Genomic DNA, 25906 nt, shown 5'->3' with positions numbered 1-25906 from the left:
GAATCAGCGGGAGTTTAGACTCCCTCTGATTTGAATAGCTCTCTGCATTCATCCCACCACTTATGGAAGAAGGGACTTCTGCTGAATCAAGTTAAAATTCCGAATCGGGTCCCTGTATTTTCATTTTATCAGATTTTCAATATCATTGCTTTAATTTAATAAAAACTTGTCTTTTCATGTAGTATCGAAAATTTAAGATAAAAGCGTTGTGACAATTTCGTTAAATTTTAACAAAATACTTCATTATTTTTCTTTTTAAAAAAGGATTTCGTCCGTTTCTATCGAAATTAAGTTAGAGAAGTAGGAATTTAATTAAAAAGGATGGAGTGGTAAACATGACACTGGTATACAAACAAATTATCGTAGCAGTGGACGGTTCAAAGGAATCAGAATGGGCTTTCAAAAAAGCGGTGGCTATCGCAGACCGAAACGAAGCTACGTTGAATCTTGTTAATATCATCGATACACGGTCCTATGCTGCTGTCGAAGCCTATGATCGTTCCATTGCGGAAAGAGCGCAAAAATTTGCGGAAGAATTACTGGCAGAATATAAAGCAGAAGCGGAAAAAGCCGGCATTAAGAATGTCAATACGACTGTCGAGTACGGCTCACCGAAAACAATGATTTCTCGCGACCTGTCCACTAAGGTGAAAGCCGACTTGATCATTTGTGGAGCGACCGGACTCAACAAAGTCGAGCGCTTCCTGATCGGCAGTGTTTCAGAGAATATTGTCCGTTCTGCAAAATGTGATGTCCTAGTCATCCGCACACCGGAAGAATAAGAAAAAAGCCGTCTGCCCACTACATAGGGAAGACGGCCTCTTTTCTTTATTAGAGCCCTGCGACACGAACCGTATCCCGGGCGATCATCACTTCTTCATTGGTCGGGATGACAAGAACTTTTACCGGGGAATAAGGAAAACTAATATAACCTTCCCGCCCTCTGATATTGTTCAAGTCCGGGTCGAAATACACCCCCATGAACTCAAGACCTTGCATCACTTTGTGGCGAATGACTGTGCTATTCTCACCAATGCCCGCCGTGAAAATGATGGCATCCACGCCTCCCATCCTGGCTGCGTAAGATCCAATATATTTATGTATTCGATCCGCAAAAAGATCCAGTGCAAGTTGGGCGCGCTCATTGCCCTTCGTCGCTTCGATCTCAATATCTCGTAAATCGCTAGAAAAACCGGACACCGCCAACATGCCGGATTCCTTATTTAATACATCGATCACTTCTTCGGCAGACTTTCCAGTTTGCTCCATAATATATGGAATGAGTGCAGGGTCAATGTTTCCGGAACGTGTCCCCATCGTTACCCCTGCCAATGGCGTGAAGCCCATCGACGTATCCAATGATCTGCCCCCGGCCACTGCCGCAATACTGGCTCCATTCCCAAGATGACAGGAAATGAGGCGAGTGTCTTGAAGCGGCCGATTCAGCAATTCCGCAGCCCGCTCCGTCACATATTTATGGCTCGTCCCATGGAAGCCGTATTTCCGTATGCCGTATTTCTCATAATACTCATAAGGCAACGGATAGAGAAAAGAGCTTTCCGGCATCGTTTGATGAAACGCGGTATCGAATACAGCGACTGCGGGAACATTAGGCAACGCTTTTTTAAATTCCGAGATCCCGACAATATTGGCTGGATTATGAAGTGGGGCCAAATTGGATAGCTCATTTAACGTTTTAATGACTTCGTCGGTAATCAAAACAGAATCATTAAAAATCTCTCCCCCGTGAACGACACGGTGTCCGACCCCGTCAATTTCGTCATAAGATGAGACAATCCCATCCTCAATGAGCGTTTCCAACAATAAGGAAACGGCCTTTTGGTGATCGGGGATATCCAGCACCTTCTCTGACTCTCCTCTGTCCGTTTCCATATGGAAAATCCCATCGGACAATCCGATCCTTTCCATACTTCCAATTGCCACCACTTTTTCCTCAGGCATTTGAAGTAATTGAAACTTCAAGGACGAACTCCCCGCATTTACCGCTAAAATGATACGCATATATGTCTGTCTCCCCTTGTCAGCATGGTCCAATTGCTTTCATTACATCTTATTCTTCTTCGGCCCAGCTATCGATTTTTTGTAGAAATAAGGACATCGCTTTCGCATCCGTCATGTTTGGAACTTTGGCCAACAGCACATCAGGAGTCTGTCGTTGTTCCGGATCCGGTTTTTGCAGAATAAGAATACTCTTCTCATGTACCGTATGTTGAAACAAGGAACTGGGCAATTGAATAACCGCTTTAATCACGGTTTTCTGTTTCAAGTACGGATGCAGTTCCGATGCTTGTGCTGTTTCAAACAAGCTTGCTGGTATGATAAATAAAGCATAGCCTCCTGGCCGCAAATAATTCATGGACTGTTCAATAAAAAGATGATGTGCGAACGCATGGCCTTCCGACGGCATTAATTCAAAATTGAGCGCATTGTCATCATCCGGATAATAGCCGACTGGCAAATCGCTTACTACCATGTCGACCGGGTCGACAAGCAAAGGACGCAGTGCATCTTGGACATAGAAAGTAACAGGGTGCTCCAGCAGTTCCGCTGTCACCGCGGCCAATCGGACCAACAGGTCATCAATTTCGATTGCAGTCGCGACCACACCCGTACCGATTGCATTCATGACAGTATACAGCAGGTTTCCTGTGCCGGCGGCCGGATCCAATAGGGCTACGGTTCTCTCCTCTTTCACCAACTTGCTGGCCATATGCCCGATCAGCATCCCGAGTGAATCGGGAGTCATTTGGTGATGCGGTTGGACGCTCTGTTTCATGCCTTTCAAAATGGCCAATTGGATACCGCGCCTAATTTCCTCTTTGGTGATCGGGGCAGCTGAAACCGGATTCGCGACGCCCGATAGCCAGTCTTCGCAAGCTTGAATGATCGCTTCCAGATAGACTTCTTCACTTGCGTCCGCGTAAGCGTCGAGATACGCGAAGATTTTTTCTGTATTTGTCGTCATTATTAATCCCTCTATCAAATAAAACCCACCCGTCTCCGAGTGGGTTTTACGTATTGTTATTTTGTTAGTTGTCTGACCGCTTCCACCGCTTTTTCATAATCCGGGTGGTCTGTCCCCTCGCTGACATATTCCACATACGTCACCTTATTGTCCTTGTCAATGACGAAGACGGAACGCGCTAGTAAACGCAGTTCTTCCATGACAACGCCATAGGCTTGCCCGAATGATAGATCACGGTGGTCGGACAGCGTCTGGACGTTTTCAATTCCTTCCGCCGCACACCATCTGGCTTGGGCAAAGGGCAAGTCGACTGAAATCGTCAGCACATGGACGTCATCTCCGAGCGAGGTAGCTTCTTCGTTAAACTTCCGTGTCTGTGTCGAGCAGACCCCTGTGTCGATCGAAGGGATGACACTGATCAAACGGATTTTTCCGTTTGTGTCGGCGAGAGTGACCGGACTTAAATCAGGTTCAAGTACAGTGAAATCAGGTGCCGTATCCCCGACCTTCACTTCTTCTCCGAGCAGTGTAACAGGATTGTTCTTAAATGTAACATTTGCCATTGTAAAAACGCCTCCCTTATCAATTACGCCTCGGCGTAATTGCGTCCGGATTTTGAATTGCGCTTGCGCAATTAACTCCCCTCAAAATCCGTGACATCCGCCGGAGGCATACTTATATCAGCACATGTGCTGATATAAGTTAGACTCTATCATACTCAAAATGCGACACCTCTTGCAACTATTGACTACCCGCTGGAACCGGTATTTCTTCCACCTTTTCATAGGAGTCCTCATGGACGACAACCGTATCCGCGAATAAGTCATGCAACGCCTCTTTTTTCGGTGTCAAAACAACAAGGAGATAAGGGATCCAAATCATTTTGGAAATGAACCTTCCAATCACCTCACGGAAGAAAACCGTTCCCCAATCAAGAGGATGCCCATCTTTCGTTTCAACACGTATGCCTAAGACCATTTTTCCGATTGTCTGCCTGAAGTACTTCGTCATACAGGCAAAGTAAATAAGGAATAGGGCTAAAACCGCAATTTTATATGGGCTGAAGATGAGGAAAGGCGGATTTGAAATTTCTCCGTCCACCATATGAAAGATGGGCTTGAGAAGGATTCCGCTAATTGCGGAAACGACGACCAGATCGATGATATATGCCCAAAATCTCGTCCAAAAGCCCGCATACTTCAAGTGGAATCGGCCAGTCTCCATTGTCTTGTCCGGCTCATCCGGCAACTGTCCCTCCTCCGATTCAAACGGCCGTTGTTCAATATACTCAGACATGGTCCACCCCTCCTTTATCTTTCTCCATACAGATACATCATTCGCGGTGAATTATAGTCGGACAATATTTTACCGATCAGTTCGGATTCCACATTGCCGCCGAAAAGATTACGGGCCTTCACGCCATAGAGCGATAGCCAACTGTCCTTGGTCGTGTACTCAAAGACGGTAGCATCCTGCAAATCATGATCTTCTTTCATTGCCGAAATCACATCGCCCGTTTTGCCAAAGTCATCAGCCAATCCCGCCTCAATCGCCTGGCGACCATTCATGATCCGGCCGTCCGCTACCTTCTTTACATCCGCCTCGGACATGCCCCGACCTTCCTCAATTATATCGACAAAGCGTTCGTACGAATCATTAATCATGTCCTGGAGCATGGCACGTTCTTCCTCTGTCATTTCTCTTGCACCACTCATGATGTCCTTGTAAGGCCCCGTTTTGATTGTATTAAATCCAATTCCATATTTCTCCGCCAACTTGGAATAATTCAGGCTCTCCATAATGACACCGATGGATCCCGTAATCGTTTCCCGGTTGACAAAAATCTTATCTGCAGATGCTGATATGTAATAACCGCCGGATGCCGCCATTCCGCCCATGGACACATAAACTGGTATGTTCCGCTCTTCCTGAATCAAGCGGATCGAGTCATAAATGTCGGCGGATTCGATGACACCCCCGCCAGGTGAATTGACTTTCAAAATGAGCCCTTTTATCGAATCATCTTCCAAAATGTTGTTCATTTGCTTCAGGAATAAGCCGTGATTATAGCCAGACGGCAGGAAGATGGATGACGCATCCCCTAGGTCTTGAATCACTCCATCAACTGTCATGACCGCAATTTTCTCATTTCCTATTCCCGTTTCGATAACTGTTTCCCCATATTCCGTTGTGCTTGCCATCATCTTCTCGACAAATCCATCCAAATCTCTTGTGAATAAAAAAGATAGCGATGTAACTCCGATCGATACGAAGACCAGAGCCGCCGCAATGACGATTGCAATCCATCGTTTGATTGACATGGAAACTCCTCCTTTTCCTATACTGTATCCTATACGTTCTCCAACCCCAAAATGTTTCACATCATGTTAAGATAGGATGTATCATATTCTGAAGGAGACTAAAGAAATGGCAGAACGAAAGAACATAATATACATTTATTGCAAACATGACAAGGAGTCGTTGGATAAGAAATCCAAAGTAGAAGAAGTACTCCATCAAGAAGGATTTTCGATGACCGAGTCACATGAAGATGCCAACATCATCATTAGTCTCGGGAACGATGGGTCTTTCTTGCAAGCGGTTCGGAAAACAGGTTTCCGACAAGATTGCCTATACGCCGGCATCACATTGAATAATAAGCCGGGCTTTTATTGTGATTTCGATTATAACAATGTTTCGAAAATGTTACACTTGATCCGCCATGCGGAATTGAAAGTGAGACAATATCCGCTCATTGAAGTAAAGATTGATGAGCACCAACCATTTTATTGTCTGAATGAATTCAGTATCCGGTCCAATATCATTCGAATGTTCACCTTGGATATCCTTATTGACGATACGCTCTTTGAGACCTTCCTCGGGGATGGGGTCATTGTATCCACTCCGACAGGAAGCACCGCGTATAATAAATCGGTTGGCGGAGCCGTGGTCGACCCGATGTTGCCTTGTTTCCAAGTAACTGAACTTGCTTCAGTCAATACGAACACTTTCCGAACGCTCGGATCTCCATTCATTATGAGTGGCACCCGGAAATTGAAGCTGCGGGTCCACCAAGACGGAAATGATTTTCCCTCCATGGCGGCGGATAATGAAGCTTTGGGGATTCGTAGAGTAGAAAACGTAGAAATCCAACTGAGCAGTAAAAAGATCAAAACGGTCAAGCTGAAAGACAATTCCTTCTGGGAGAAAGTAGCACGGATTTATTTATAAATGTACTTAAAAAAGCGGCCTAATGGGTGGCCGCTTTTTTCTGTTGGATGACTTCTGCAATCTTGGACACTGCAAATAAAATCAATGCTGCCCAGATAAATGAAAATGACAGCAAATCGATCGACTCAAATTTCTCTCCATAAATACTAACTCCGATAATCAACATCAGGGTAGGTGCGATATATTGCAAAAAGCCAACCATATAAAGCGGCATCGTCTGAGCCCCTTTGACAAATAAAATAAGCGGCAGTCCTGTAGCAACACCAGTTAGAACTAACAGAATGTCCGTTTTTACATCGACCTGAAGAAATGCCGTCGGACTATGGAAGAACAACCAACCGTAGGCTACCATGGCAAATGGTAGGATGAACAGTGTCTCGATTGCCAGTCCTCGTATTGCATCCAACTGAATCTGCTTTTTCACGAGGCCATAGACAGCAAACGAAATGGCCAGCGCCAAAGATAACCATGGAACGTGACCGTAAGAAAAAGTCAAAATGACCACCCCGACAGTTGCCAATAAAAACGCGACTTGTTGGGAATAGGAAAGTCTCTCTTTCAAGAAGAAGATTCCGAGTAAGACAGAGACAAGCGGGTTAATATAATATCCCAAGCTAGTTTGGATGATATGCCCATGATTCACCGCCCATATATATAGGAACCAGTTCCCCGACATGAGGGTTGAAGCAAAAAACAAGGACCAAAATTGTCTCTTGGATTGCCAAAGTGTTCTGAAATCGCTAATCAAATTCCTTCCGTTCCTCATGAAGACGACAAGCAGAGTCGTTAGGACGGATGCCCAAATGATCCGGCTAACCAGAATTTCAAAGCTGCCGACATGCCCTAGCACTTTCCAATATATGGGCATGACTCCCCATATGACATAAGCGCCGATTCCCCATAGGGCACCATTTCTCTCTCTCTGCATGACGACGCCCCTTCCTATTTATTTTGAATCTTGCAATAAAGTATATACCCATCGTTCCAAAGCGTAAAGAACTTGCATCTGCAATAGTAGGTTGCATCAAAAACCGCCTTCCAGAATCAAATTCTGAAAGGCGGTTCGCTCTTATTATTGTTGTTCTCTTTTCCGTAATTCCACACGCATGATTTTACCGGAAGTCGTTTTTGGCAATTCTGACACAAACTCGATTTTCCGTGGATATTTATATGGTGCTGTCAATTGTTTCACATGTTCCTGAAGTTCTTCCACGATTCCTTCTGCATCTGCCTGTTTCGGATCACGAAGGACAACGAACGCTTTTACGATGCTTCCCCGAACTTCATCAGGGCTTCCGATTACGGCACATTCACGAACAGCCGGATGCTTCGTTAGAGCGTCCTCTACTTCGAATGGCCCGATTGTATAGCCTGAGCTGATGATGATGTCATCGCCACGGCCTTCAAACCAGAAATACCCATCCTCGTCCATTTTTGCCTGATCCCCAGTTACATAATATTCACCGCGGAACTGCATTTTTGTTCGTTCCGGGTCATTTAAGTACTCTTTGAATAACGCGGGAGTCGAGATATGGACTGCAATGTCTCCCACTTCTCCTACTGCTGCCGGCTCTCCCTCTTCATTAATGATTTCCACGCGGTTACCTGGTGTCGGTTTCCCCATGGAACCAGGACGGGCTTCCATGCCAATCATTGTGCCAACAAGTAAGGTGTTCTCTGTTTGACCATAACCATCCCGTACTTGCAGGGAGAAAAGTTTATTGAATGTATCAATCACTTCACGATTCAATGGCTCTCCCGCAGAAACCGCACTACGAAGTGATGATAGCTTAAAATTAACCAAACTTTCTTCCTTGACGATAAAACGGTATTCTGTCGGCGTACAACAAATAACATTCACTTCATATTGGTCAATCAATTCCAAGTATTTGATGGCGTCAAATTTGCCGTTATAAACGAGGCCCGTCGCTCCGCTTCCAAGAACCGATAAGAATGGTGACCAGATCCACTTTTGCCAACCTGGTGCTGCAGTGGCCCAGACAACGTCCCCTTCCTGGATGCCTAGCCAGTTTGGTGCAGCTGTCTTCAAATGCGCATACCCCCAGCCATGCGTATGGACAACCCCTTTCGGCTTGCCAGTCGTTCCTGATGTGTAAGATAAGAAGGCCATATCGGAACTATTCATCTGTGGCGCATCAAAATTACCAGACGCCGCTGCCATCTGCTCTGTCAATGAAATTTGACCTTCTCCGGCGCTGCCGATCAAAAATAATTTCACGTTTTCCATATTCTGAACGTCTTTGAACTGATCCGAGAACGCGTCGAATGCCACGATAGCCTTTGCACCGCTGTGGGCAAGCCGGTATTCGATATCCGATGCACGAAGCATTTCGGAGCTCGGAATAACAACAAGACCTGCTTTTAATGCACCGATATACGTGATATATGCCTCGATGACACGAGGCACCATGACAAGGACGACATCCCCTTTGCTTAGTCCATTTGAACTGAAAACGTTTGCAGCCTTGTTTGCCAAAGCCACCAACTCGTCATATGTAACTTCTTTCTCTTCCCCTTGTGCATCAACATAGATAAGCGCCTTTTTTCCTTCCCCAGTTGCATATTTTTCGAACTCGCTTACCAAGTTGTATTGCTCTGGTGCTACCAATTCTTCCCGTTTCATCAAAACTCCCCCTTTTCATATCAATCTAATTATACAAAGATTCATGATACAATTCAAAATAATTTTGAATTTAAACAAGAATTATGTATTTTCTTTGATATATTTGGGTAAACTGAGTTGAATATGTGAAAAAACCGCCCCGAAAAATTTCGGGACGGCTTTTTTCCTTATTATTGTTGAAAACCGCTCATTTGCTGTTGAGCCTGTCGAACTAATCGCTTTGTGATTTCTCCGCCTACGGATCCGTTGGCACGCGATGTTGAATCAGGACCAAGATTTACTCCGAATTCTGCTGCGATTTCGTTCTTCATTTGGTCAAGCGCTTGCTGTACACCAGGTACAAGAAGTTGGTTTGAGTTTCCGCTGTTGTTGTTTGGCATCTTTGTCACCTCCTTGTGACTATAGAATGGACCGCTACCAAAAAATCATGCAGGAGGTGTGATGGTAATTTATGCTTTCATTACAAATATCTATTACAATAGTTCATGAAATTCGTCATTGGTCGCTCGTGGCATTTCATAAGTGACCCGATTGCGGACAGCTTCCTGAATCATCGGTTCAAAATCGGTGAATCCTTCATAATAAATGACTTTTTCCAGCTTTGGTTTCGTTTTTGGATTAGATGGTGAAAAAATGGTGCAACAATCTTCATAAGGCCTGATGGAGATTTCATAGGTCCCAATTTCTTCTGCCATCTTAATTATATCCAACTTGTCTGTAGATATTAAGGGTCGTAAAATCGGAGTTGCCGTGACTTCATTAATGGCGGTTAAGCTCTCCAATGTCTGGCTAGCCACTTGTCCAAGGCTTTCTCCAGTCACGATTGCCAACGCATTTTCTTCTGCCCGAACCATATCGGCAATACGTAGCATGATCCGACGGGTCGTCGTCATGGACACATTGTTCGGGACTTGCGTGCCGATCGTTTGTTGGATATCGGTAAATGGAATGACATGTACCCGGACGGGGGCGCCAAATGAGCTGAGACGCTCCGCCAAGTCCAACACCTTCTCTTTCGCTTGATCGCTTGTGAAGGGAGGACTGGCAAAATGAATGGCATCAAGGGAAACTCCCCGTTTCATCATCAGATATCCAGCAACCGGGCTATCAATTCCACCAGATAGCATAAGAACAGAATGGCCATTTGATCCAACTGGCATTCCACCGGCACCTTTAAACACTTTGGATGTTAAAAACGCGCCCTCTTCCCGAATCTCCACATGCAGCAATATATCGGGCTTTTTCATCTGGACGCTGAGCTCTGGGAATTGTCTCAAGACATGCGCCCCAATCGCTTGCTGCAGTTCTCCGGTTACAAGCGGGAAGCTTTTATCGGTTCGTTTAATTTCCACTTTAAATGTTTTACCTGCAGTTTCATCATCACCGATAATTTGAACCGCCATTTCTTTTATCGCTTCTAAATCCGCCTCGCATTTCGCAATCGGACTGAAGGAGTGGATGCCGAATATTGATGGCAGCTTTTCCATCGCCTGTTGTAATTCCTCTTCGCTATCTGAAGTTAGAAACATCCGATCCCGTTCCGCTTTAATCTTGACGGTGGCCAGGTCTCTAAAAGCCTGTTTCATATTTTTGCGTAAACGATCAACAAACTTTTTCCGATTACGTCCTTTTAATGAGATTTCTCCATAACGGATTAATATTTCGGTCCAATGCATTACTCTTGTCCCCTTTTTAACAGCTCGATGAAGCGGACAAGTGTACGCTCCAATTGAGTGATTTCTTCTTCTTTATTATTTTTCCCGAAACTGATTCGGATTACACCGTACTTTAAATTATCCGGCAGACGAATTGCTTCGATGACATGACTTGCCTTGTTGCTTTTGGATGAACATGCACTGGATGTAGAGACGATGATATCATGCTCCTGAAAGAAATTCACCGCCACTTCCCCTTTGATGGATGAAAATGCAATGGATAAAATATGAGGGGCGCCTTGTTCAGGAGCGAGCACCTTCACTTCTTCAAATTGGCCACAAAAATCGACGAGCCGGTTTCTCCATTCTTCGAATTTGTTATGTCCATTCGCCGAATTGGCTAACCGGATCGCTTTTGCCAGCGCAACCGCGTTCGGCACTGAGACCGTACCACTGCGAAGCCCACTTTCTTGACCTCCACCGTGTAAGATCGGTTGTGGCCTTAGCCCCTTTTTCATAGCAAGCAAGCCTGTCCCTTTCAAGCCATGAATTTTATGCCCGGAAATTGTAATAATATCTGGACTTGCTCCTCGTAGTAAAACGGGAATCTTCCCAAAGCTTTGGACAGTATCCGAATGGAAGACCGCACGTGATCGGGAGTGGATGATGCGGGCGCATTCCTCGATTGGCTGAACGGATCCAATTTCATTGTTGACGTGCATGACACTGACGAGTATGGTGTCTTTCCGGAGTTTCGATTCCAACGTGTTTATGCAGATGACACCTTGCTGATCGACCGGTACATAATCCACCTCGAAACCTTGCTGTTCCAAATAAGTAAAAGCATTCATGATTGATGGATGTTCAATCTCAGTGGTGATCAAATGCTTTCCCCTATGGCGAAAAGCGTTCGCGAAGCCGATGACCGCCAGATTGTTCGCCTCTGTCCCGCCTGACGTGAAGATTAGCTCCCCATCAGGCGCTCCCAGGATGGATAAAATCTGCTGACGGGAAAGTTCAAGCAGTTTTTCGGCGTCCTTACCCGCTTTATGGAGAGAGGCGGGATTGGCAAAGAAACGCCGGTTCGCCTCAACAAACGATTCGAGTATTTGATCATCTGGTTGTGTTGTAGCGCTATTATCGAAGTAAATCATTCAGATCTTCCTTTACTACGCGTGATACAGCCACCGGCACAAGTGCACCGGTGGCTGTATGAGCTCAATTCATTATTAAATCCTTTTTTTCATCGGTTTCTTTTTGTGAAACAATTTTCTTACGCATGCTCTTTGACAAGTTCCTCAACCTTCTTCATCGCACCCGGCTCAACGTCTTCCACAGCCGTGGCAGCTTCCTCCAAAGCTTTACTGTAACGGAATTGCCTGAAGGATTCTTCTGCATCCAGAAGACGCGCATGAGTTTCGGGATGAGTAGCCCGGTATCGGTTGCCGTATTGGATGATCCATTCAATCAGCATGACATTTTCCAGCAACTCATCAACCCGCTCGGTAACATCAACGACCGCCTTTTCGGCATCCTCCAAATATGTATGCACCAAATTCATATTGAGGGGGACTTCTTGCAAGCTTTGCGCAACGATATAAAGCTGTTCGTCCGTCTCCTCCAGCCTGGCTTCCATTTCATCCGGAATTCCCGGAATGTTTCCCTTGTGCAGGTTTCTTTCCGTGTTTTGCAACTTGCGCGTCAACTCATCCAGTTGCGTCCGCACATTAATTTCATCGATACGGAGATTTTTCATGCGGTTCGCAAAAACTTCCTGCTCCTCAGAGATTTGGTCCAGCTCTCTCATAATATCCTGCATTTCCTCTTGCAAGCTTGAAAAAGCAGAGCCTCTGCCTTCAATTCTGCCGGAAAGAAGTTCGAATCGCTTTTCGAGCTGGTCAAGCTTTTTAAGGCTAGCTTGCGGAATATGGGCTTCTTTTTCATCCAAGCGATAACTTTGTTGGACAAAAGCCGCTTCATCCGAAGTTTCCCTTGTCAATAGGATGACACTGCCAAGCAATTCAGCCAGATCTTCGTAATTCACATCGACGTAACGCTTGGCATTGACCTCGTTCTCGAGGGCATCATAAAAGGATTCGATGCGGTCGTTCATGTCGTTGGCCTGCTCTTGGACTGACTCGATTTCAAGGTCTGCCATTTTCTTTAACAATTCTTCGATTTCCTGTTCGATCTGATCCAGCTGTTTATTCAGTTCAAGATGTTGCAAATAGTAACCTTGCTCTTCCATTTCCCTCGAACCGTTTCGCAGTTCACGGATCGCTGAAGGGATTTTGTTTTGTAAATCAGTCAACAAAGAAGGAATGTCATGAATCAGAGTAAATAAACGATTCCCCTTCTCTGTCAATGAAATAACGATTTCCCTTGCTTGCAAATAATTGCCGTTTGCCGTCAATTCGTCATACTCCACGAATTTCGGGTGAAAGGATTCCAATTCTTGCTCCAACGGATTCGCGGTCATGCCGAACGAGTGCTGATGGGCCAAGACCGTTTTTCGGGCCGCTCGGTGTTGTTCTTTCAACAACTCCATTTCTATGCGGTTTTTCTCCTCGCTGCCGACTAATTCGTTTAGCTCTTGTAAGATCTCACTCATCTTTTTATCGCAATAACGGATTTTATCCTGGATTTGCTTTTCTGTCTCCGTCGCTTTTCGGAAACGGAACCGATCGACCATGTCCTCTACATCAAATAATAAAGAGTCGATTTTTGGCATGTGGACGTCCATCACTTCTGTCCATTCATTTCGCCAACGCTCGAATTTCTCTTCGGTCTCACCAGTCATATTTAACTGCTTCACTTTAGTCATTTCTTCAAGTATCGGTTTATGTTGGATTTGTAATTTTTCGTTTTCCAGTTTTTCGATTTCTGATATATGTTTACGCCTAAAGAGAAAGGCGATGACTGTCAAAATAATGATAGCTATAATTGGAATGATGATGTATCTCATCGTGGTCCCCCTATCCCGTGTCACTGTACCATGATATTATCCTATATCGTATCATGTTTAAAGACTTTTGGTTGCGAAAATGAATGTTTTGTAGCGAAAAATCTTTTTTTTCGTCATTTCTTCGTATTACAAGTATAATCGATTTACAGCATTTCATGACGTAGGAGGTCATTTTTCATGTTTGTTTCTTTTCCCTATTCCACAGATCAGAAAGTCGCTTATGAGCAACTCGCCGAACAATTGGATGCTCTATTGTCAGGCGAAAGCAATACATATGCCAATTTAAGCAACGCAGCCGCTTTGCTCAATCAGTTTTTAGAGCGTATCAACTGGGTCGGTTTCTATTTACGGGACGGCGATGAACTGGTGTTGGGTCCCTTTCAAGGACTCCCTGCCTGTGTCCGTATTCCGCTCGGGAAAGGAGTTTGTGGAACAGCAGCCGCTCAGAAAGAAACGATCCTCGTGCCAGACGTCCATGCGTTCCCTGGCCATATCGCCTGCGATGCAGCTTCCCGGTCCGAAATTGTCGTTCCTATATTGAAAAATGGGAAACTACTCGGGGTGCTGGATATTGATAGTCCAGAGCTTGATCGTTTTTCAGCCGTCGATCAAGAGGGATTGGAACATGTCGTCCATACTCTAGTTGCTCATTTAGACAATTAATCTACATCCTTTTCTAGTAGGAAACTGCCTTGGCGACCGATATTCGGCTTGCCAAGGCAGTTTGCTTCAGGCATTTTTCAAAGCGGCAAATGCTGCTTCCAAATCATGAATAAGGTCATCAGGATGCTCCAGCCCTACGGAAAGGCGTAATAGTGAGTCTGTAATTCCCATTTCAAGTCGGCCCTCTTCAGGCACTCCCGAATGAGTCATCGTAGCCGGATGCTGGATCAACGTTTCGGCATCCCCTAGGCTAACCGCAATCTTGATAAGTTTCAAGTGATCCATAAAGCGCTGGGCTTCTTTCCTTCCACCTTTCACTGTAAATGAAATCAAACCGCCGCCAGCACGCATTTGTCGTTTGGCGATATCGAATTGCGGATTATCTTTGTCGAATGGATAATAAATTTCTTCGACATATTTTTTTGTCTTCAAGTACGCAATCAGTTTCTCCGCATTTTCCGAGTGGCGCTCCATCCGGATCGGCAATGTCTTCAGCCCTCGGATCAACAACCAGGCATCAAACGGTGACATGATGCCGCCATAATCTTTTTGAATCGTGCTGCGAATTTTTGCGATTTCCTCTTTTTCTTTTCCAATGAGCAGTCCACCAACGACATCGCCATGGCCGTTTATATATTTCGTCGCACTGTGGACGACGAAATCACCGCCTAACGATAGCGGATTTTGCAAATAAGGAGAGGAGAATGTATTGTCGACAATGACCTGCAAGCCGTGTCTTTTGCCCACATTGACGACCGCTTCCAAATTGACCAATTCCATTGTCGGGTTGATTGGAGTCTCCAAATAGATGCATACGGTTTCGGGACGGATGAATTTCTCAATTTCCTCTTCATTATCCATCCGAATTAAATCATGTTTTATATTGTATTTTTTCTCCATGATTTTCAACAAGCCGAACGTACAACCGTAAATCCCACGGGAACATAAGATGTGATCGCCCGATTGGGTGATATGAGTTAGAATGGCGCTCACGGCAGCCATCCCCGAACCAAAAGCCAAGGCAGCAGCACCATTTTCGATCGCCGCTATCCGTTCTTCCAATACACGGACGGTCGGATTCCCCAATCGGGAATAGATGTACCCATCCTCCCCGCCGGCGAAGCGGTTGCCGCCTTGCGCCGCATTTTCAAAAGAATAGGTCGAAGTTTGATAGAGAGGAACGGCAAGACTGCCGAAATGCTCTTGATCCTGATACCCTTCATGGATGACAACTGTATCTTTGTGAAGTGGTTGACCTTTCATTTCAATCCATCCTTTCTATTTCCTGAGTTGAATGCGCTTACATTCAGTCTACTCTATTTTATGCATGAAAGGAAAAGAGGCGGCTTCCACTTTAAGAATTCGTGGAAACCGCCTTATATATGACGACTTGATTTTTCCCATTGTGCTTAGCTTCATAGAGTGCTTCGTCCGCTTCTTGAAAAAGCTGTTGAAAAGACGGCTTATTGTCACGAGACCAGTCCCGCATGCCAATCGAGACAGTTACGCTCGGTTCAGTCGAGTTTGGAATGAGTCGGAGAAGTTGGTCGGCGAGGGCTTGTCCACCGGCAGCATCTTCGGAAGGAAAGTAAATGGCCATCTCTTCTCCACCCCATCTCGCGGCAAACCCATTTTCACCGACTTCCGTAAGGACTGTCCGGGAAATGTTCCGCAACACCTTGTCTCCGATTGCATGACCGTACGTATCATTGACCTTTTTGAAGTTATCGACGTCAATCATTAGGAAGACGCCTTTTTTGTCATGCGCCATTGAGCGTTCTATGACTTTATCCAAATAACTGCGGGTATAGAGCTTCGTCAGATTATCTTTATCGACTAGTTCTTGCAATTGATCGCGCAGCATTGAGTTGGAAAAAGCGAGTGATGAATGACCGATCAAGGAGCGCATCAATTTGAAACTGTCAAAGGGGAAGTAATATCTCTCTTTGTGAACGAGGATGACAAAGCCTATCATTTCCTCCTGGTTCATGATAGGAATGGCGATAAATGATTTGTAAGGAGCCTCTTCTCCCACCGCCACTTCGAAATTAGCGTCAAACACTTCCCTTTTTCCGCTGTCAAATTGGCATAGCGCATATTTAAGATACGGCCGGCATCTACTTTCCTGAAAAAAAGAAGTGCTCATATCCGAAGTAGAAAACCGTTCCCCTTCCTCCTTGAAAACAAACGCAAGTTCACTCGGCTTGAATGCACGGATCAATTGCCCTTTCAAAAAAAGGACCATTTCATCGAAATTCAAATTTTCGTTCAATTTCCTGGATGTTTCATTGACAAGCTGTAGATCGGCAATGAGTCGATGCGACTGATCGTATAGACTAGCATTTTCCAATGCGTTGCCAGCCGTATTTGCCACTACGCGAATAAAATCTTTCTGCATACTATTGAAGTCGAATTCGATCGGTGCCTGCAACTGCAGAACGCCGTAAATACCCTGCCTCCCCTTTATAGGGGCATTGACCAATGTCTTAGCGAGATCCTGTGCACGCTCCACGGTCAGCTCACCTGATAAAAACGCATCCAAAGCAGAAGGGCGTTCATTCGTATGGTCGAATAATTGATAGGCCCGGCTCAGCTCTTGCCTCTCATGGGAGAGCAACAAATCCACCTGGAATTCCGGAAATGATTCGGATACCGTCTGAACAATCGCATCCAGGATCACCCGGCTTTCCATCGTCGCATTGAATATTTCGGTGACATTGAATAATTGGCGGTAACTTTCTTCTTTCTTTTCAAGCAAATAAGTCTTTCTCACATTTTGAACGAGTTGACGGATCGAATTCTGTAATTCCCCCCAATAAGGTGAGGCAGCAAAAGCGCGAAGGCGATTGGTCGACTTGAGCAAGAGTAGGCCAATAGGCTCACCTTCCGTATTTCTAAACAAAATATAATCATCGGCGAAGGGATATCCTTTTCCCCGCAGATCCGCCAATATCTCTTCATCGGACTCGCTCCCGTATTCCCGTTTTGTCTCCATAGGAATGGACAAGGTAATGTTAGTGTTCGAGTCGTTTCCATTAAGCGGGATGAGGCTTTCATTATAATAAATGAAGAATTGCGAAGCCCGGATGCGAAAGTGCCGGTCTAGGATATTTCTCAGCGACTCAAACCATTTTCCATTAGAGTGCGCTTCCGCTTCTTCTGTCCACAAATCGAATAATTCACTTTTAATGGTTAGCATAGTCAATTGATGGTTCATACGCATTTATTCACCCCTACCCAATCAATTACGCCTCGGATTGTTTGCGTCTCCGCCGGAGGCTTTATCTTTACTCAGCTGTATTCCGATGAATAAAGATAAACGAACTCTCAAATTAGTAAGTCTGTATTAGAAATATTATAATACATTTGAACCATATTAGCGAGCGGGAAAACTAGTTGTTAATGCCTGTTTCGGTGATCCGATATATAGCTTGACTCTTTCCTACAATATTGTTATGATGTTCTTTGTGTAAAATAGTTGCAGCAGTTATGTGCTCCGGGTAGACCAGTCTATTCCTTATTGAAGGTGCATCGCGTAACCTTTTGGCTGCAAAGGCGAAGATGCAAGATGATAGAATGGCATTCGGAATGAACATATCTGGTTCTTATTTTACAAAATAAAACCAAAAACAGAGGAGGAGTCATTCATGGCTCGTTATACAGGTCCATCTTGGAAACTGTCCCGTCGTCTTGGTATTTCACTAAGCGGCACAGGTAAAGAAATTGAAAAACGTCCTTACGCACCAGGACAACACGGTCCTAACCAACGTAAAAAACTTTCCGAATACGGATTGCAATTACAAGAGAAACAAAAACTACGCTTCATGTTCGGCGTAAATGAACGCCAATTCCGTACGCTTTTCAACAAAGCAGGTAAAATGCCTGGTAAACACGGTGAGAACTTCATGATCCTTCTTGAAACTCGCCTTGACAACGTTGTATATCGCTTGGGTCTTGCACGCACACGCCGTGCGGCTCGCCAACTCGTTAACCACGGCCACATCCTAGTTGATGGAAAACGCGTGGACATCCCATCATTCAGCGTAAAACCAGGTCAAGAAATCTCTCTTCGTGAGAAATCTCAAAACCTTGATGTCATCAATGAAGCAATTGAAGTGAACAACTATGTACCTGACTATGTAACATTCAACAAAGATACAAAAGTCGGTCAATTCGTTCGTCTTCCAGAGCGCAGCGAACTTCCTTCCGAAATCAACGAAGCATTGATCGTTGAGTTCTACTCACGTTAATTGTAAGCTGCATGATAAACCCCAGAAACTTTTCGTTTCCGGGGTTTTTTGTGAATTATTTTCCGGTCAGCGCTCCCCCACTGAATGGCAGATTCCACGCCTTCCTCTTCGTTATTGCGCCAGCTCTTTGTATGCTAATACTTTAAGAGCCAGCATCTCTTCCTCTGTCAGCCGACTTTCCATCTTGTTCAAGAGTTCCTGTTTGTCCTCCACAGACAGACCTGTTGCCGCTTTTGACTGCAATTCCTGAATCTCTGTCATATCGAATTTCTTCAATAGAACCCGCACAGCTTCCTCTTTTGTATGAAATGGTAAATTGGCGTTCTGGGCATTTTTACCCTCATCCAAAAATGCTTTCAGCTGCGGATCATTATGGACCTCTTGCTTAATCGCTTCCAGCTGCCCGCTATTTTGGAGTTCGACCGCCACTTGGTCCATCACTTGGTCAGCGATGAGTTTCGTTCCGAAATAGTAGACCCCTGAGCCGATCGCTATGACCATGATGACAAACACGATGAGTATCTTCATTAATTTTTTCAATTGGATCCCCTCTTTCTGATCTCCTATATCTAAGGACGTCGGATCAATGATGTAAGTTCAGTCAGCACAGCATCAAATGGTTGCTCTTCCCCCTTCAATCGGAAGTCGCGAAACGGATTGCCGCCTTTTTTCATTCGCTCCAAAACAGCGGGAATGGGGAAGAATGCAGGCTTTAAAGAGGACGTCACTTCTTCCCACCGGAGCGGTGTCGCCACCAGGCCCAGGTCATTCCCTCTCGGTGAGTACGGCGCAACGATTGTCTTTCCTTCATGGTGCTGTACATAGTCCAGATATAATTTATTACCACGTTTCTTTTTTAATCTCTCCGTCGTAAACCATCCGGGCTCTTGCTCACATAGAAAGTCACAGACGAATTTGGTGAACACCCTTGTTTCATCATAAGAAAACCGATTATGCGGTATCGGGATATAGACTTGCAATCCTTTGCCGCCGGATGTTTTGATGAATGAATCGAGCTGAAACTGATCAAAGATCGCTTTCATCCTCAATGCCGCCTCGATTGCCAATCCAAATTCCTCTACGGAAGGAGGGTCCAAATCAAAGACGATTTCAGTAGGAAACTTCGTATCGATTGTCTGGAACGGGACATGGAATTCAAGCGCGAGTTGATTGCCAAGCCAAAGCAGCGATTTCACATCATTGCAAACGATATATCGGATATCCTCATCCAATTCGGTTTGAATGAAGTCTGGCGTATAATCGGGCGTGTTTTTTTGGTAAAAGCGTTCCCCCGGCACGCCATGAGGATAACGGATGACCGTCAACAAACGATTTGTTAGAAATGGAAGCATGAATGGAGCTGCTTGTTGCAAATACAACAAATAGTCGTCCTTTTCCACGTCAAGCCGGGGCCAAACCGGTTTATCGGGATGGGTCACTTGAATGTTTGGAGGTAACGGGAATAATTGGCGTGACATAAGCAGCCATTGTATTGCTTCCGGCTCAATTTCGAAATCAAAGCTGTGGAACCTCGGTTCCCGCAAGTGCTTCCCGTCAAAATCGATACAAGCTATTTTCACACAAATAGATGGAACCAACTTCCAGCTCGTTTCGGATATTTGCACTCCTTTAGTCTGAAACAGTACCCGTAACGTCTTCGCCTCTTCTTCCGAAAGTCCATGGAGAAAGTTGACCACTTCTACGAGCTCCCCGTTTTTGTAAACAGCCCCTGTAAAATAGCCGTTCATTTTATCATATTGGGTGACGATGACGTTGACAAGTCTCCAGTTTTTCACTTTTATCCAATGAGGAGATCGCGATCCGCCGTTCCAAACGCTCGAACTCTTTTTGGCAACAATCCCTTCCCCTTGGTTCTCGGTGATCTTTTCCCATAATGGATGCGGATCTTCAAATGATTCAATGAGTTGAATCAGGTTGCCTGTGTCCGGTTGAACCGCGTCCAACACCCCAGCATTTGCAAACAGCTTCTTCATTATGGTTCGCCGTTTCTGCAAAGAAAAATTCGTTTGCTCTATCCCTTTATATTTCAAAAGATCGAACACAATATAATGGCAAGGGAAATCTTTCATATGCTTATTAATGACCTGCTCGTTTCGCATTCGCCCTCTTGTCTGCACAATGGAAAAGTCGCTTTTGAAAGAGTTGACCAAATGAACGAGTTCACCGTCCAACGTCAAAGGAAGATGAAGAGCCAACCGGTCGTGATTTTCCTTGCAGAAGTCCACCAGTTCCGGAAAAATTTTATTTAACACATTGCCGTTTCTGCTAAGTAGCGTAACGCCGTTTGTTTCCCAAATAAGGATGCAGCGAAATCCGTCATATTTGGCTTCATACGTCCAACCTTTTCCGACCGGAATTGTTTCAGACGTCGTCAGTAGCATCGGTTTCATTTTTTCGCCCCCTGTTTATAATTAGTTTTTGATCGTCTGTCCCTCTTATACATAGGAATGAACAGAACTTCCATACTATAAAAAAGGAAAGCGGGTGAAGGATTTGCATACGGTTTGGAAAGGAAGCATCAGTTTCGGATTAGTCAATATCCCGATTAAACTCCATGCAGCGACCGAAAATAATGACATCAAATTGCGACAACTGCATAAGGAATGCCATTCTCCCATCAATTATCAAAAAGTCTGCCCTGTTTGTGACAAAGAAATCAATAATGAAGAAATCGTGAAAGCGTACGAATACACAAAAAACAAATTTGTTGTCTTGGATGATGAGGACTTGGAGAAATTGAAGAAGGAAAATGAAGATAAAGCCGTAGAAATAATCGATTTCGTTAAGCTGGAGGAAATCGATCCAATTTATTTTGAGCGGAGTTACTTCATGGCTCCCGATAGCGGAGGAGGAAAAGCGTACTCTCTCCTGCGAAAGACGTTGGAGGATTCAGGAAAAATCGGAGTTGCCAAAATTATCATTCGCTCCAAGGAGCAACTGGCCGTTGTCCGAGTATATAAAAATGCGTTATTAATGGAAACGATCCACTTTCCTGATGAAGTCCGAGATGTACAGGATGTACCGAATCTTCCGGGCGGCGACACCATTGTCCAAAAAGAATTGGACACGGCTCTTCTATTGGTCGATCAACTGACGACCGCTTTCGAGCCTACCAAATATACCGACGATTACCGTACCGCGCTCATGGAATTGATTGAGGAAAAGAAATCCGGCAACGCCACTGTCTCAGCAACTGAGAAACAGCCTGCCGCCCCTTCCAACGTCACCGATTTGATGGCAGCGCTCCAAGCGTCACTTGATAAAACAAAAATGAAAAAACCTGCTCCGCGCAAACGGGCAGCTGCGAAGAAGAAGGCATAAGGGTCCCGGCTTGGGGCCCTATTTTGCTGCTTGAATGTTTTGCTTGCACTCAAGTGTCGTTTGCTTACAGTTTAGCGCAATTTGATTGCACCCGTGTCCGGTTTGATTGCAAGCTGGAATGTTTTACTTGCACATACAGATTTGCTTGCACTTTAACCCAACTTGCTTGCAGTCCACTGCGATATGATTGCACTCACGCTGGTTTTGCTTGCTCCCGAACAAGTTTCCTAGCACAGACCAGCCGCTTCCTTGAACCCCCTATTTTGCGTCATGCACTTTTCCCCAGGAATCTTCCTTCCAGCTATAAGATTCCAAGTTTTCTGCGTTTCGCTCCTGAAAAAATGATATAATTCATGAAACGACCCATAATTTCGTTCGGAAAGGTGACTTCGTCTATGCTTGAGAAGCCTTCGGGCATGACCAGGGGAGCGGAAAGTATTATCGACTCCATGGAAAAACAGCAACAATTGTATCGAAGGACATTATTCATCGTCGTTCTGTCTCAAATATTCGGAGGAGCCGGACTGGCGGCTGGTATTACGGTTGGTGCCCTGCTCGCCCAAGATATGCTGGGAACAGATAGCTACGCTGGCGTTCCGGTCGCTATGTTCACGCTCGGCTCGGCAGTCGCTGCCTTTTTAATCGGCAGATTGTCTCAGCGCTCTGGGAGGCGACTTGGATTGGCAGCCGGGTTTTTCGCCGGAGGTATTGGAGCAATCGGTGTCATTCTTGCCGCAATGTCGGATAGTATCATCCTTTTGATGTTCTCGCTCTTGATCTATGGTTCTGGTACGGCAACCAATTTACAAGCCCGCTATGCGGGAACAGATTTGGCTGGCCCGAAACAAAGGGCCACTGCGGTGAGCATTGCCATGGTATCTACTACACTCGGTGCTGTCGCGGGACCGAATCTTGTGGGTGTCATGGGACAATTCGCTTTGACTATCGGGATTCCTGCGTTAGCCGGGCCGTTTATTCTCGCGACAGCAGCCTTTCTATTAGCAGGCACGGTTTTATTTCTCTTCTTACGGCCTGACCCATTTCTGGTTGCTAAAGCGATTGCTGCTGAACGAAATACTGACGCGAGCCCGCTCCAAACCGAGTCACTCAATAACAAACGAGGTATTGCGATTGGCGCCATGATAATGCTGCTCAGCCAAATCGTGATGGTGGCCATTATGACAATGACCCCGGTCCATATGGGGCATCACGGTCACAGTTTGCGTGCGATCGGCTTTGTCATTGGCATACATATTGGTGCCATGTACCTTCCTTCCCTCTTAACCGGTATGCTTGTCGATAAAGTCGGAAGGAACGCCATGGCAATTGCTTCAGGATTCACACTTCTCGCGGCAGGTCTTATGGCGGCTTTCGCACCTGGGGACTCGGTTTTTTTGCTCACCATCGCGCTTGGACTCCTTGGACTCGGCTGGAATTTTGGACTCATTAGTGGAACAGCGCTTATCGTAGATGCGACCCATCCGCAAACTCGCGCAAAAACACAAGGCTCGCTCGATGTATTGATCGCTTTATCGGGGGCTTCCGGAGGAGCTTTATCTGGAATGGTTGCCGCCCAAACAAGCTATGCAACGCTTTCCATCGCAGGCGGCGTTTTATCATTGCTGCTCGTCCCCGTCATCTTTTGGGCGGGAAGAAAAAATATGAATGTAGTTGGGGTGAAAGGATGAAACTGATATCGATTTGCCCGAGCAATACCGAAGTGCTCGGCTATCTTGGATTGGAACATCTGTTGGTCGCCATTGATGATTATTCGGATTGGCCGCAAGCAGTCAACTCCTTGCCTAGGTTGGGACCCGATTTGTCGATTGATATGGATAAATTGGAAACGTTTAAACCGGATTTGGTAATTGCGTCACTTAGCGTTCCGGGAATGGAGAAGAATGTGGAAGAGTTGGAGAAGCGTCAGATCCCACATATTGTTTTGGATCCGCAAAGTCTCGAGGATATAGCGGACAACCTTTTAGCAGTCGGCAAAGCGTGTGGCATTGAAGAAAAAGCGGAACAGATCAAAGCGGACTATCTGCATTTCATTTCTGAGATGGAAAAGCGGGCCTCCTCTGTTCCGGATCGCCCATCCTTATATTGGGAATGGTGGCCGAAGCCGATTTTCACTCCGGGTCAAATCAATTGGTTAACGGAAATCAGTGAAATCGCCGGCGGGTTGAATGAATTCCGTGATGTCGAACTCGCCAGTGTCCAAACCGATTGGGATGACGTGCTGAAACGGAATCCCGACCATATTCTGTTGGCATGGGTCGGCGTCCGTGTGGATAAAGTGAAAAAAGAAGTAGTCTTAAAACGACCCGGTTGGAAAGAGATGGACGCCGTTCAGCAAGATCGGATCGATATAATGGAAGAAGCCTTATATTGCAGACCCTCTCCAAGACTGCTTGAAGGGGCATTTAATTTAGGTAACTTGCTACATCCAGAAACCTATCAGGATATGAAACTTCCTGCTTGGGTGACGAAATCATAAATAAAGAAGGGCTGTCCGGCAAATTGGATGGCCTCTTTTTGAATGGGAGCGCGTGTTATAAGCGCTTGGCACGGAATATGAGCGGCTCTCTGTCGATATAAGCGCTTGTCGAGATATATAAGCGCCACCTCGCACTTTTAAGCGGTTCTTTGAAACTATGAGCACCCATCCATTTTTATAAGCGCTTAAGAAAATTTATGAGCGCCATAAACCGAAATGAAAAAGGGAGCTGTCCAATACAGGATAGCCCCCTTTCCTTCATTTAATTAAACTTCACCATTTTATAATTTTTCTTCCCACGGCGGACGATGGTAAAGGCGTCATCCAAACGATCTGCCGCCCCCACTTCATACGCGGTATCCGTTACCCGTTCTCCATTCAAAGAAATGGCTCCGTTCGTCACGTCTTCGCGTGCTTGGCGTTTAGATGATGAAACCCCTGATTCGACAATGAAATCTACAATGTTTTTATCAGCTTTCTCCATCTCGAATGTCGGTACATCTTTGAATGCGTCTTTCATTTCATCCACAGTTAGAGCCTTCAGATCTCCACTGAACAATGCTTCCGAAATGCGGATAGCTTGATCGAGTGCTTCTTGCCCATGGATCAGGCGGGTCATTTCTTCCGCAAGCGTTTTTTGGGCTTTTCGTAAATGGGGTTCTTCCTGCACCGACACTTCCAACGCTTCGATTTCTTCCCGTTTCAAGAAAGTGAAGATTTTCATGTACTTTATGACGTCCGCATCTGCCGTATTGATCCAGAACTGGTAGAATTCATATGGAGATGTCTTTTTCGCATCAAGCCAAACCGCTCCGCCCGCCGACTTTCCAAATTTCGTGCCATCCGCTTTCGTGACGAGCGGAATCGTGATGCCGAACGCTTTCGCTTCCTCGTCATGTGTTTTCCGGATCACTTCAAGGCCGGTCGTAATATTGCCCCACTGGTCAGACCCGCCGATTTGGACACGGCAGCCGTAGTTTTTGTATAAATGATTGAAGTCCGCTGCTTGGATGAGCATGTAGGAGAACTCCGTATAGGAAATCCCTTGCTCCAAACGGGACGCAACGTTATCTTTCGCCAACATGTAGTTGACACTCAACAACTTACCGAAATCACGTAAAAACTCGATGAGAGTCATCGAACCGATCCAGTCGTTATTGTTCACTAATTGAGCGCCATTTTCAGAATTAAAATCGAAAATCATTTCCAACTGGCGTTTGATGCCTTTGACATTTTCCGCGACTTGCTCTGTCGTCTGCAGCTGCCTTTCCTCAGACCGGCCCGATGGATCCCCGATCATCCCGGTGGCTCCACCGACGAGCAAGATCGGGCGATGGCCATGCATCTGAAAACGGCGCAATGTTAGCAAAGGCACGATATGTCCGATGTGCATACTGTCCGCTGTCGGGTCCACACCGCAATATAGGGCAATTTTCTCTTCATTGAGCACCTTTTCTAGGCCTTCTTCATCGGTTTGCTGATAGAGCAACCCTCTCCACTTTAAATCTTCCATCAATTCATTTTTCATTCAGAAAACCTCCTAGTAAGTATGTAGCCTGTTTCTATGACGAATGCGGATTAGAACAATTTCGCACTGCGTCATCACTGATCGTGCTTAGGAAATAAAAAAGTCCCCACACGATCCGAAACGAATCATGCAGGGACGCTAATTT

23 protein-coding genes and 1 other annotated feature (1 of these 24 only partly in view) are annotated in these 25906 nt (G+C 45.5%); of the genes, 7 read left to right on the top strand and 16 right to left on the bottom strand.

The genetic code is table 11. The annotated features are described in order from the left end of the window. Nucleotides 1–335: 335 nt before the first annotated feature. On the top strand, nucleotides 336–782 hold the full coding sequence (locus AB1K83_RS04455; RefSeq protein WP_413056946.1) for a universal stress protein: 447 nt from the start codon (nucleotides 336–338) through the stop codon (nucleotides 780–782). Between the two features lie 49 nt (nucleotides 783–831). Here the strand turns inward: AB1K83_RS04455 and AB1K83_RS04450 are convergent, their stop codons facing one another. From AB1K83_RS04450 to sppA, 5 genes are all read right to left on the bottom strand, one after another. Continuing rightward, nucleotides 832–2022 carry an acetate kinase gene (locus AB1K83_RS04450; RefSeq protein WP_413056945.1) on the bottom strand — a complete coding sequence of 397 codons (1191 nt, stop codon included), beginning with the start codon at nucleotides 2020–2022 and terminating at the stop codon, nucleotides 832–834. 49 nt (nucleotides 2023–2071) lie between these two features. After that, entirely contained in the window at nucleotides 2072–2986 is a 915-nt protein-coding gene (locus AB1K83_RS04445; RefSeq protein WP_413056944.1) for a class I SAM-dependent methyltransferase, read from the bottom strand. A 56-nt stretch (nucleotides 2987–3042) separates the two neighbouring features. After that, the gene (gene tpx / locus AB1K83_RS04440; protein WP_413056943.1) at nucleotides 3043–3549 is read right to left on the bottom strand and encodes a thiol peroxidase; all 507 of its coding nucleotides are present in this window, start codon (nucleotides 3547–3549) and stop codon (nucleotides 3043–3045) included. Nucleotides 3550–3727: 178 nt separating this feature from the next. Next, nucleotides 3728–4282 (bottom strand): RDD family protein, encoded by a 555-nt coding sequence (locus tag AB1K83_RS04435; protein ID WP_413056942.1) that lies wholly within the window; start codon nucleotides 4280–4282, stop codon nucleotides 3728–3730. 14 nt (nucleotides 4283–4296) lie between these two features. After that, nucleotides 4297–5307, bottom strand: a complete 1011-nt coding sequence (gene sppA, locus AB1K83_RS04430; RefSeq protein WP_413056941.1) for a signal peptide peptidase SppA — start codon at nucleotides 5305–5307, stop codon at nucleotides 4297–4299. Between the two features lie 106 nt (nucleotides 5308–5413). On the opposite strand from sppA, the gene AB1K83_RS04425 reads away from it, so the two are divergent. Beyond that, nucleotides 5414–6217 carry an NAD kinase gene (locus AB1K83_RS04425; protein ID WP_413056940.1) on the top strand — a complete coding sequence of 268 codons (804 nt, stop codon included), beginning with the start codon at nucleotides 5414–5416 and terminating at the stop codon, nucleotides 6215–6217. Between the two features lie 19 nt (nucleotides 6218–6236). Here the strand turns inward: AB1K83_RS04425 and rarD are convergent, their stop codons facing one another. The 6 genes from rarD to ezrA all read right to left on the bottom strand — a co-directional run bounded on the left by rarD (nucleotide 6237) and on the right by ezrA (nucleotide 13481). Beyond that, on the bottom strand, nucleotides 6237–7145 hold the full coding sequence (gene rarD / locus AB1K83_RS04420; protein ID WP_413056939.1) for an EamA family transporter RarD: 909 nt from the start codon (nucleotides 7143–7145) through the stop codon (nucleotides 6237–6239). A gap of 144 nt (nucleotides 7146–7289) precedes the next feature. Next, a complete protein-coding gene (gene mbcS, locus AB1K83_RS04415) occupies nucleotides 7290–8861 on the bottom strand; it encodes an acyl-CoA synthetase MbcS (protein WP_413056938.1) in 1572 nt (523 codons plus the stop codon). A gap of 170 nt (nucleotides 8862–9031) precedes the next feature. Further along, entirely contained in the window at nucleotides 9032–9241 is a 210-nt protein-coding gene (locus tag AB1K83_RS04410) for a small, acid-soluble spore protein, alpha/beta type (protein ID WP_413056937.1), read from the bottom strand. Between the two features lie 93 nt (nucleotides 9242–9334). Continuing rightward, nucleotides 9335–10537, bottom strand: coding sequence for a tRNA uracil 4-sulfurtransferase ThiI (gene thiI, locus AB1K83_RS04405; protein ID WP_413056936.1), 1203 nt, complete (start codon nucleotides 10535–10537; stop codon nucleotides 9335–9337). Beyond that, on the bottom strand, nucleotides 10537–11670 hold the full coding sequence (locus AB1K83_RS04400) for a cysteine desulfurase family protein (protein ID WP_413056935.1): 1134 nt from the start codon (nucleotides 11668–11670) through the stop codon (nucleotides 10537–10539). Before AB1K83_RS04400 ends, thiI begins: the two co-directional genes overlap by 1 nt. A 119-nt stretch (nucleotides 11671–11789) precedes the next feature. Then, on the bottom strand, nucleotides 11790–13481 hold the full coding sequence (ezrA, locus tag AB1K83_RS04395) for a septation ring formation regulator EzrA (protein ID WP_413056934.1): 1692 nt from the start codon (nucleotides 13479–13481) through the stop codon (nucleotides 11790–11792). A gap of 177 nt (nucleotides 13482–13658) precedes the next feature. On the opposite strand from ezrA, the gene AB1K83_RS04390 reads away from it, so the two are divergent. After that, complete coding sequence (locus AB1K83_RS04390; protein WP_413056933.1) at nucleotides 13659–14144, top strand: GAF domain-containing protein; 486 nt, start codon at nucleotides 13659–13661, stop codon at nucleotides 14142–14144. A gap of 66 nt (nucleotides 14145–14210) precedes the next feature. Here AB1K83_RS04390 and megL read toward each other — a convergent pair whose 3' ends face one another. Together megL and AB1K83_RS04380 are read right to left on the bottom strand one after the other, a co-directional pair. Beyond that, nucleotides 14211–15407: a methionine gamma-lyase gene (gene megL, locus AB1K83_RS04385; RefSeq protein ID WP_413056932.1), complete on the bottom strand. Its 1197-nt coding sequence runs from the start codon at nucleotides 15405–15407 to the stop codon at nucleotides 14211–14213. A 91-nt stretch (nucleotides 15408–15498) separates the two neighbouring features. After that, on the bottom strand, nucleotides 15499–17367 hold the full coding sequence (locus AB1K83_RS04380) for a sensor domain-containing diguanylate cyclase (protein ID WP_413056931.1): 1869 nt from the start codon (nucleotides 17365–17367) through the stop codon (nucleotides 15499–15501). Nucleotides 17368–17791: 424 nt separating this feature from the next. Here AB1K83_RS04380 and rpsD point away from each other — a divergent pair, with 424 nt between their 5' ends. Next, entirely contained in the window at nucleotides 17792–18394 is a 603-nt protein-coding gene (gene rpsD, locus AB1K83_RS04375; protein ID WP_413056930.1) for a 30S ribosomal protein S4, read from the top strand. A 111-nt stretch (nucleotides 18395–18505) separates the two neighbouring features. Here the strand turns inward: rpsD and AB1K83_RS04370 are convergent, their stop codons facing one another. Next, nucleotides 18506–18934: a hypothetical protein gene (locus AB1K83_RS04370; RefSeq protein ID WP_413056929.1), complete on the bottom strand. Its 429-nt coding sequence runs from the start codon at nucleotides 18932–18934 to the stop codon at nucleotides 18506–18508. 29 nt (nucleotides 18935–18963) lie between these two features. Continuing rightward, nucleotides 18964–20805 (bottom strand): DNA ligase D, encoded by a 1842-nt coding sequence (locus tag AB1K83_RS04365; RefSeq protein WP_413056928.1) that lies wholly within the window; start codon nucleotides 20803–20805, stop codon nucleotides 18964–18966. A gap of 103 nt (nucleotides 20806–20908) precedes the next feature. Between AB1K83_RS04365 and AB1K83_RS04360 the strand changes: the two genes are divergently transcribed. The 3 genes from AB1K83_RS04360 to AB1K83_RS04350 all read left to right on the top strand — a co-directional run bounded on the left by AB1K83_RS04360 (nucleotide 20909) and on the right by AB1K83_RS04350 (nucleotide 24233). After that, complete coding sequence (locus tag AB1K83_RS04360) at nucleotides 20909–21736, top strand: Ku protein (RefSeq protein WP_413057084.1); 828 nt, start codon at nucleotides 20909–20911, stop codon at nucleotides 21734–21736. Nucleotides 21737–22131: 395 nt separating this feature from the next. Next, nucleotides 22132–23424 (top strand): MFS transporter, encoded by a 1293-nt coding sequence (locus tag AB1K83_RS04355; RefSeq protein WP_413056927.1) that lies wholly within the window; start codon nucleotides 22132–22134, stop codon nucleotides 23422–23424. Then, a complete protein-coding gene (locus tag AB1K83_RS04350) occupies nucleotides 23421–24233 on the top strand; it encodes a cobalamin-binding protein (protein ID WP_413056926.1) in 813 nt (270 codons plus the stop codon). The genes AB1K83_RS04355 and AB1K83_RS04350 overlap by 4 nt, the downstream gene beginning before the upstream one ends. Before the next feature lie 262 nt (nucleotides 24234–24495). Here AB1K83_RS04350 and tyrS read toward each other — a convergent pair whose 3' ends face one another. Next, complete coding sequence (tyrS, locus tag AB1K83_RS04345) at nucleotides 24496–25761, bottom strand: tyrosine--tRNA ligase (RefSeq protein ID WP_413056925.1); 1266 nt, start codon at nucleotides 25759–25761, stop codon at nucleotides 24496–24498. A 128-nt stretch (nucleotides 25762–25889) separates the two neighbouring features. Further along, nucleotides 25890–25906, bottom strand: a binding site (T-box leader); it runs 180 nt beyond the window's last position.

It is taken from the genome of Sporosarcina sp. 179-K 3D1 HS (assembly GCF_047228905.1).
GTDB lineage: Bacteria > Bacillota > Bacilli > Bacillales_A > Planococcaceae > Sporosarcina.
This window is presented reverse-complemented; position numbering and strand designations above follow the sequence as displayed.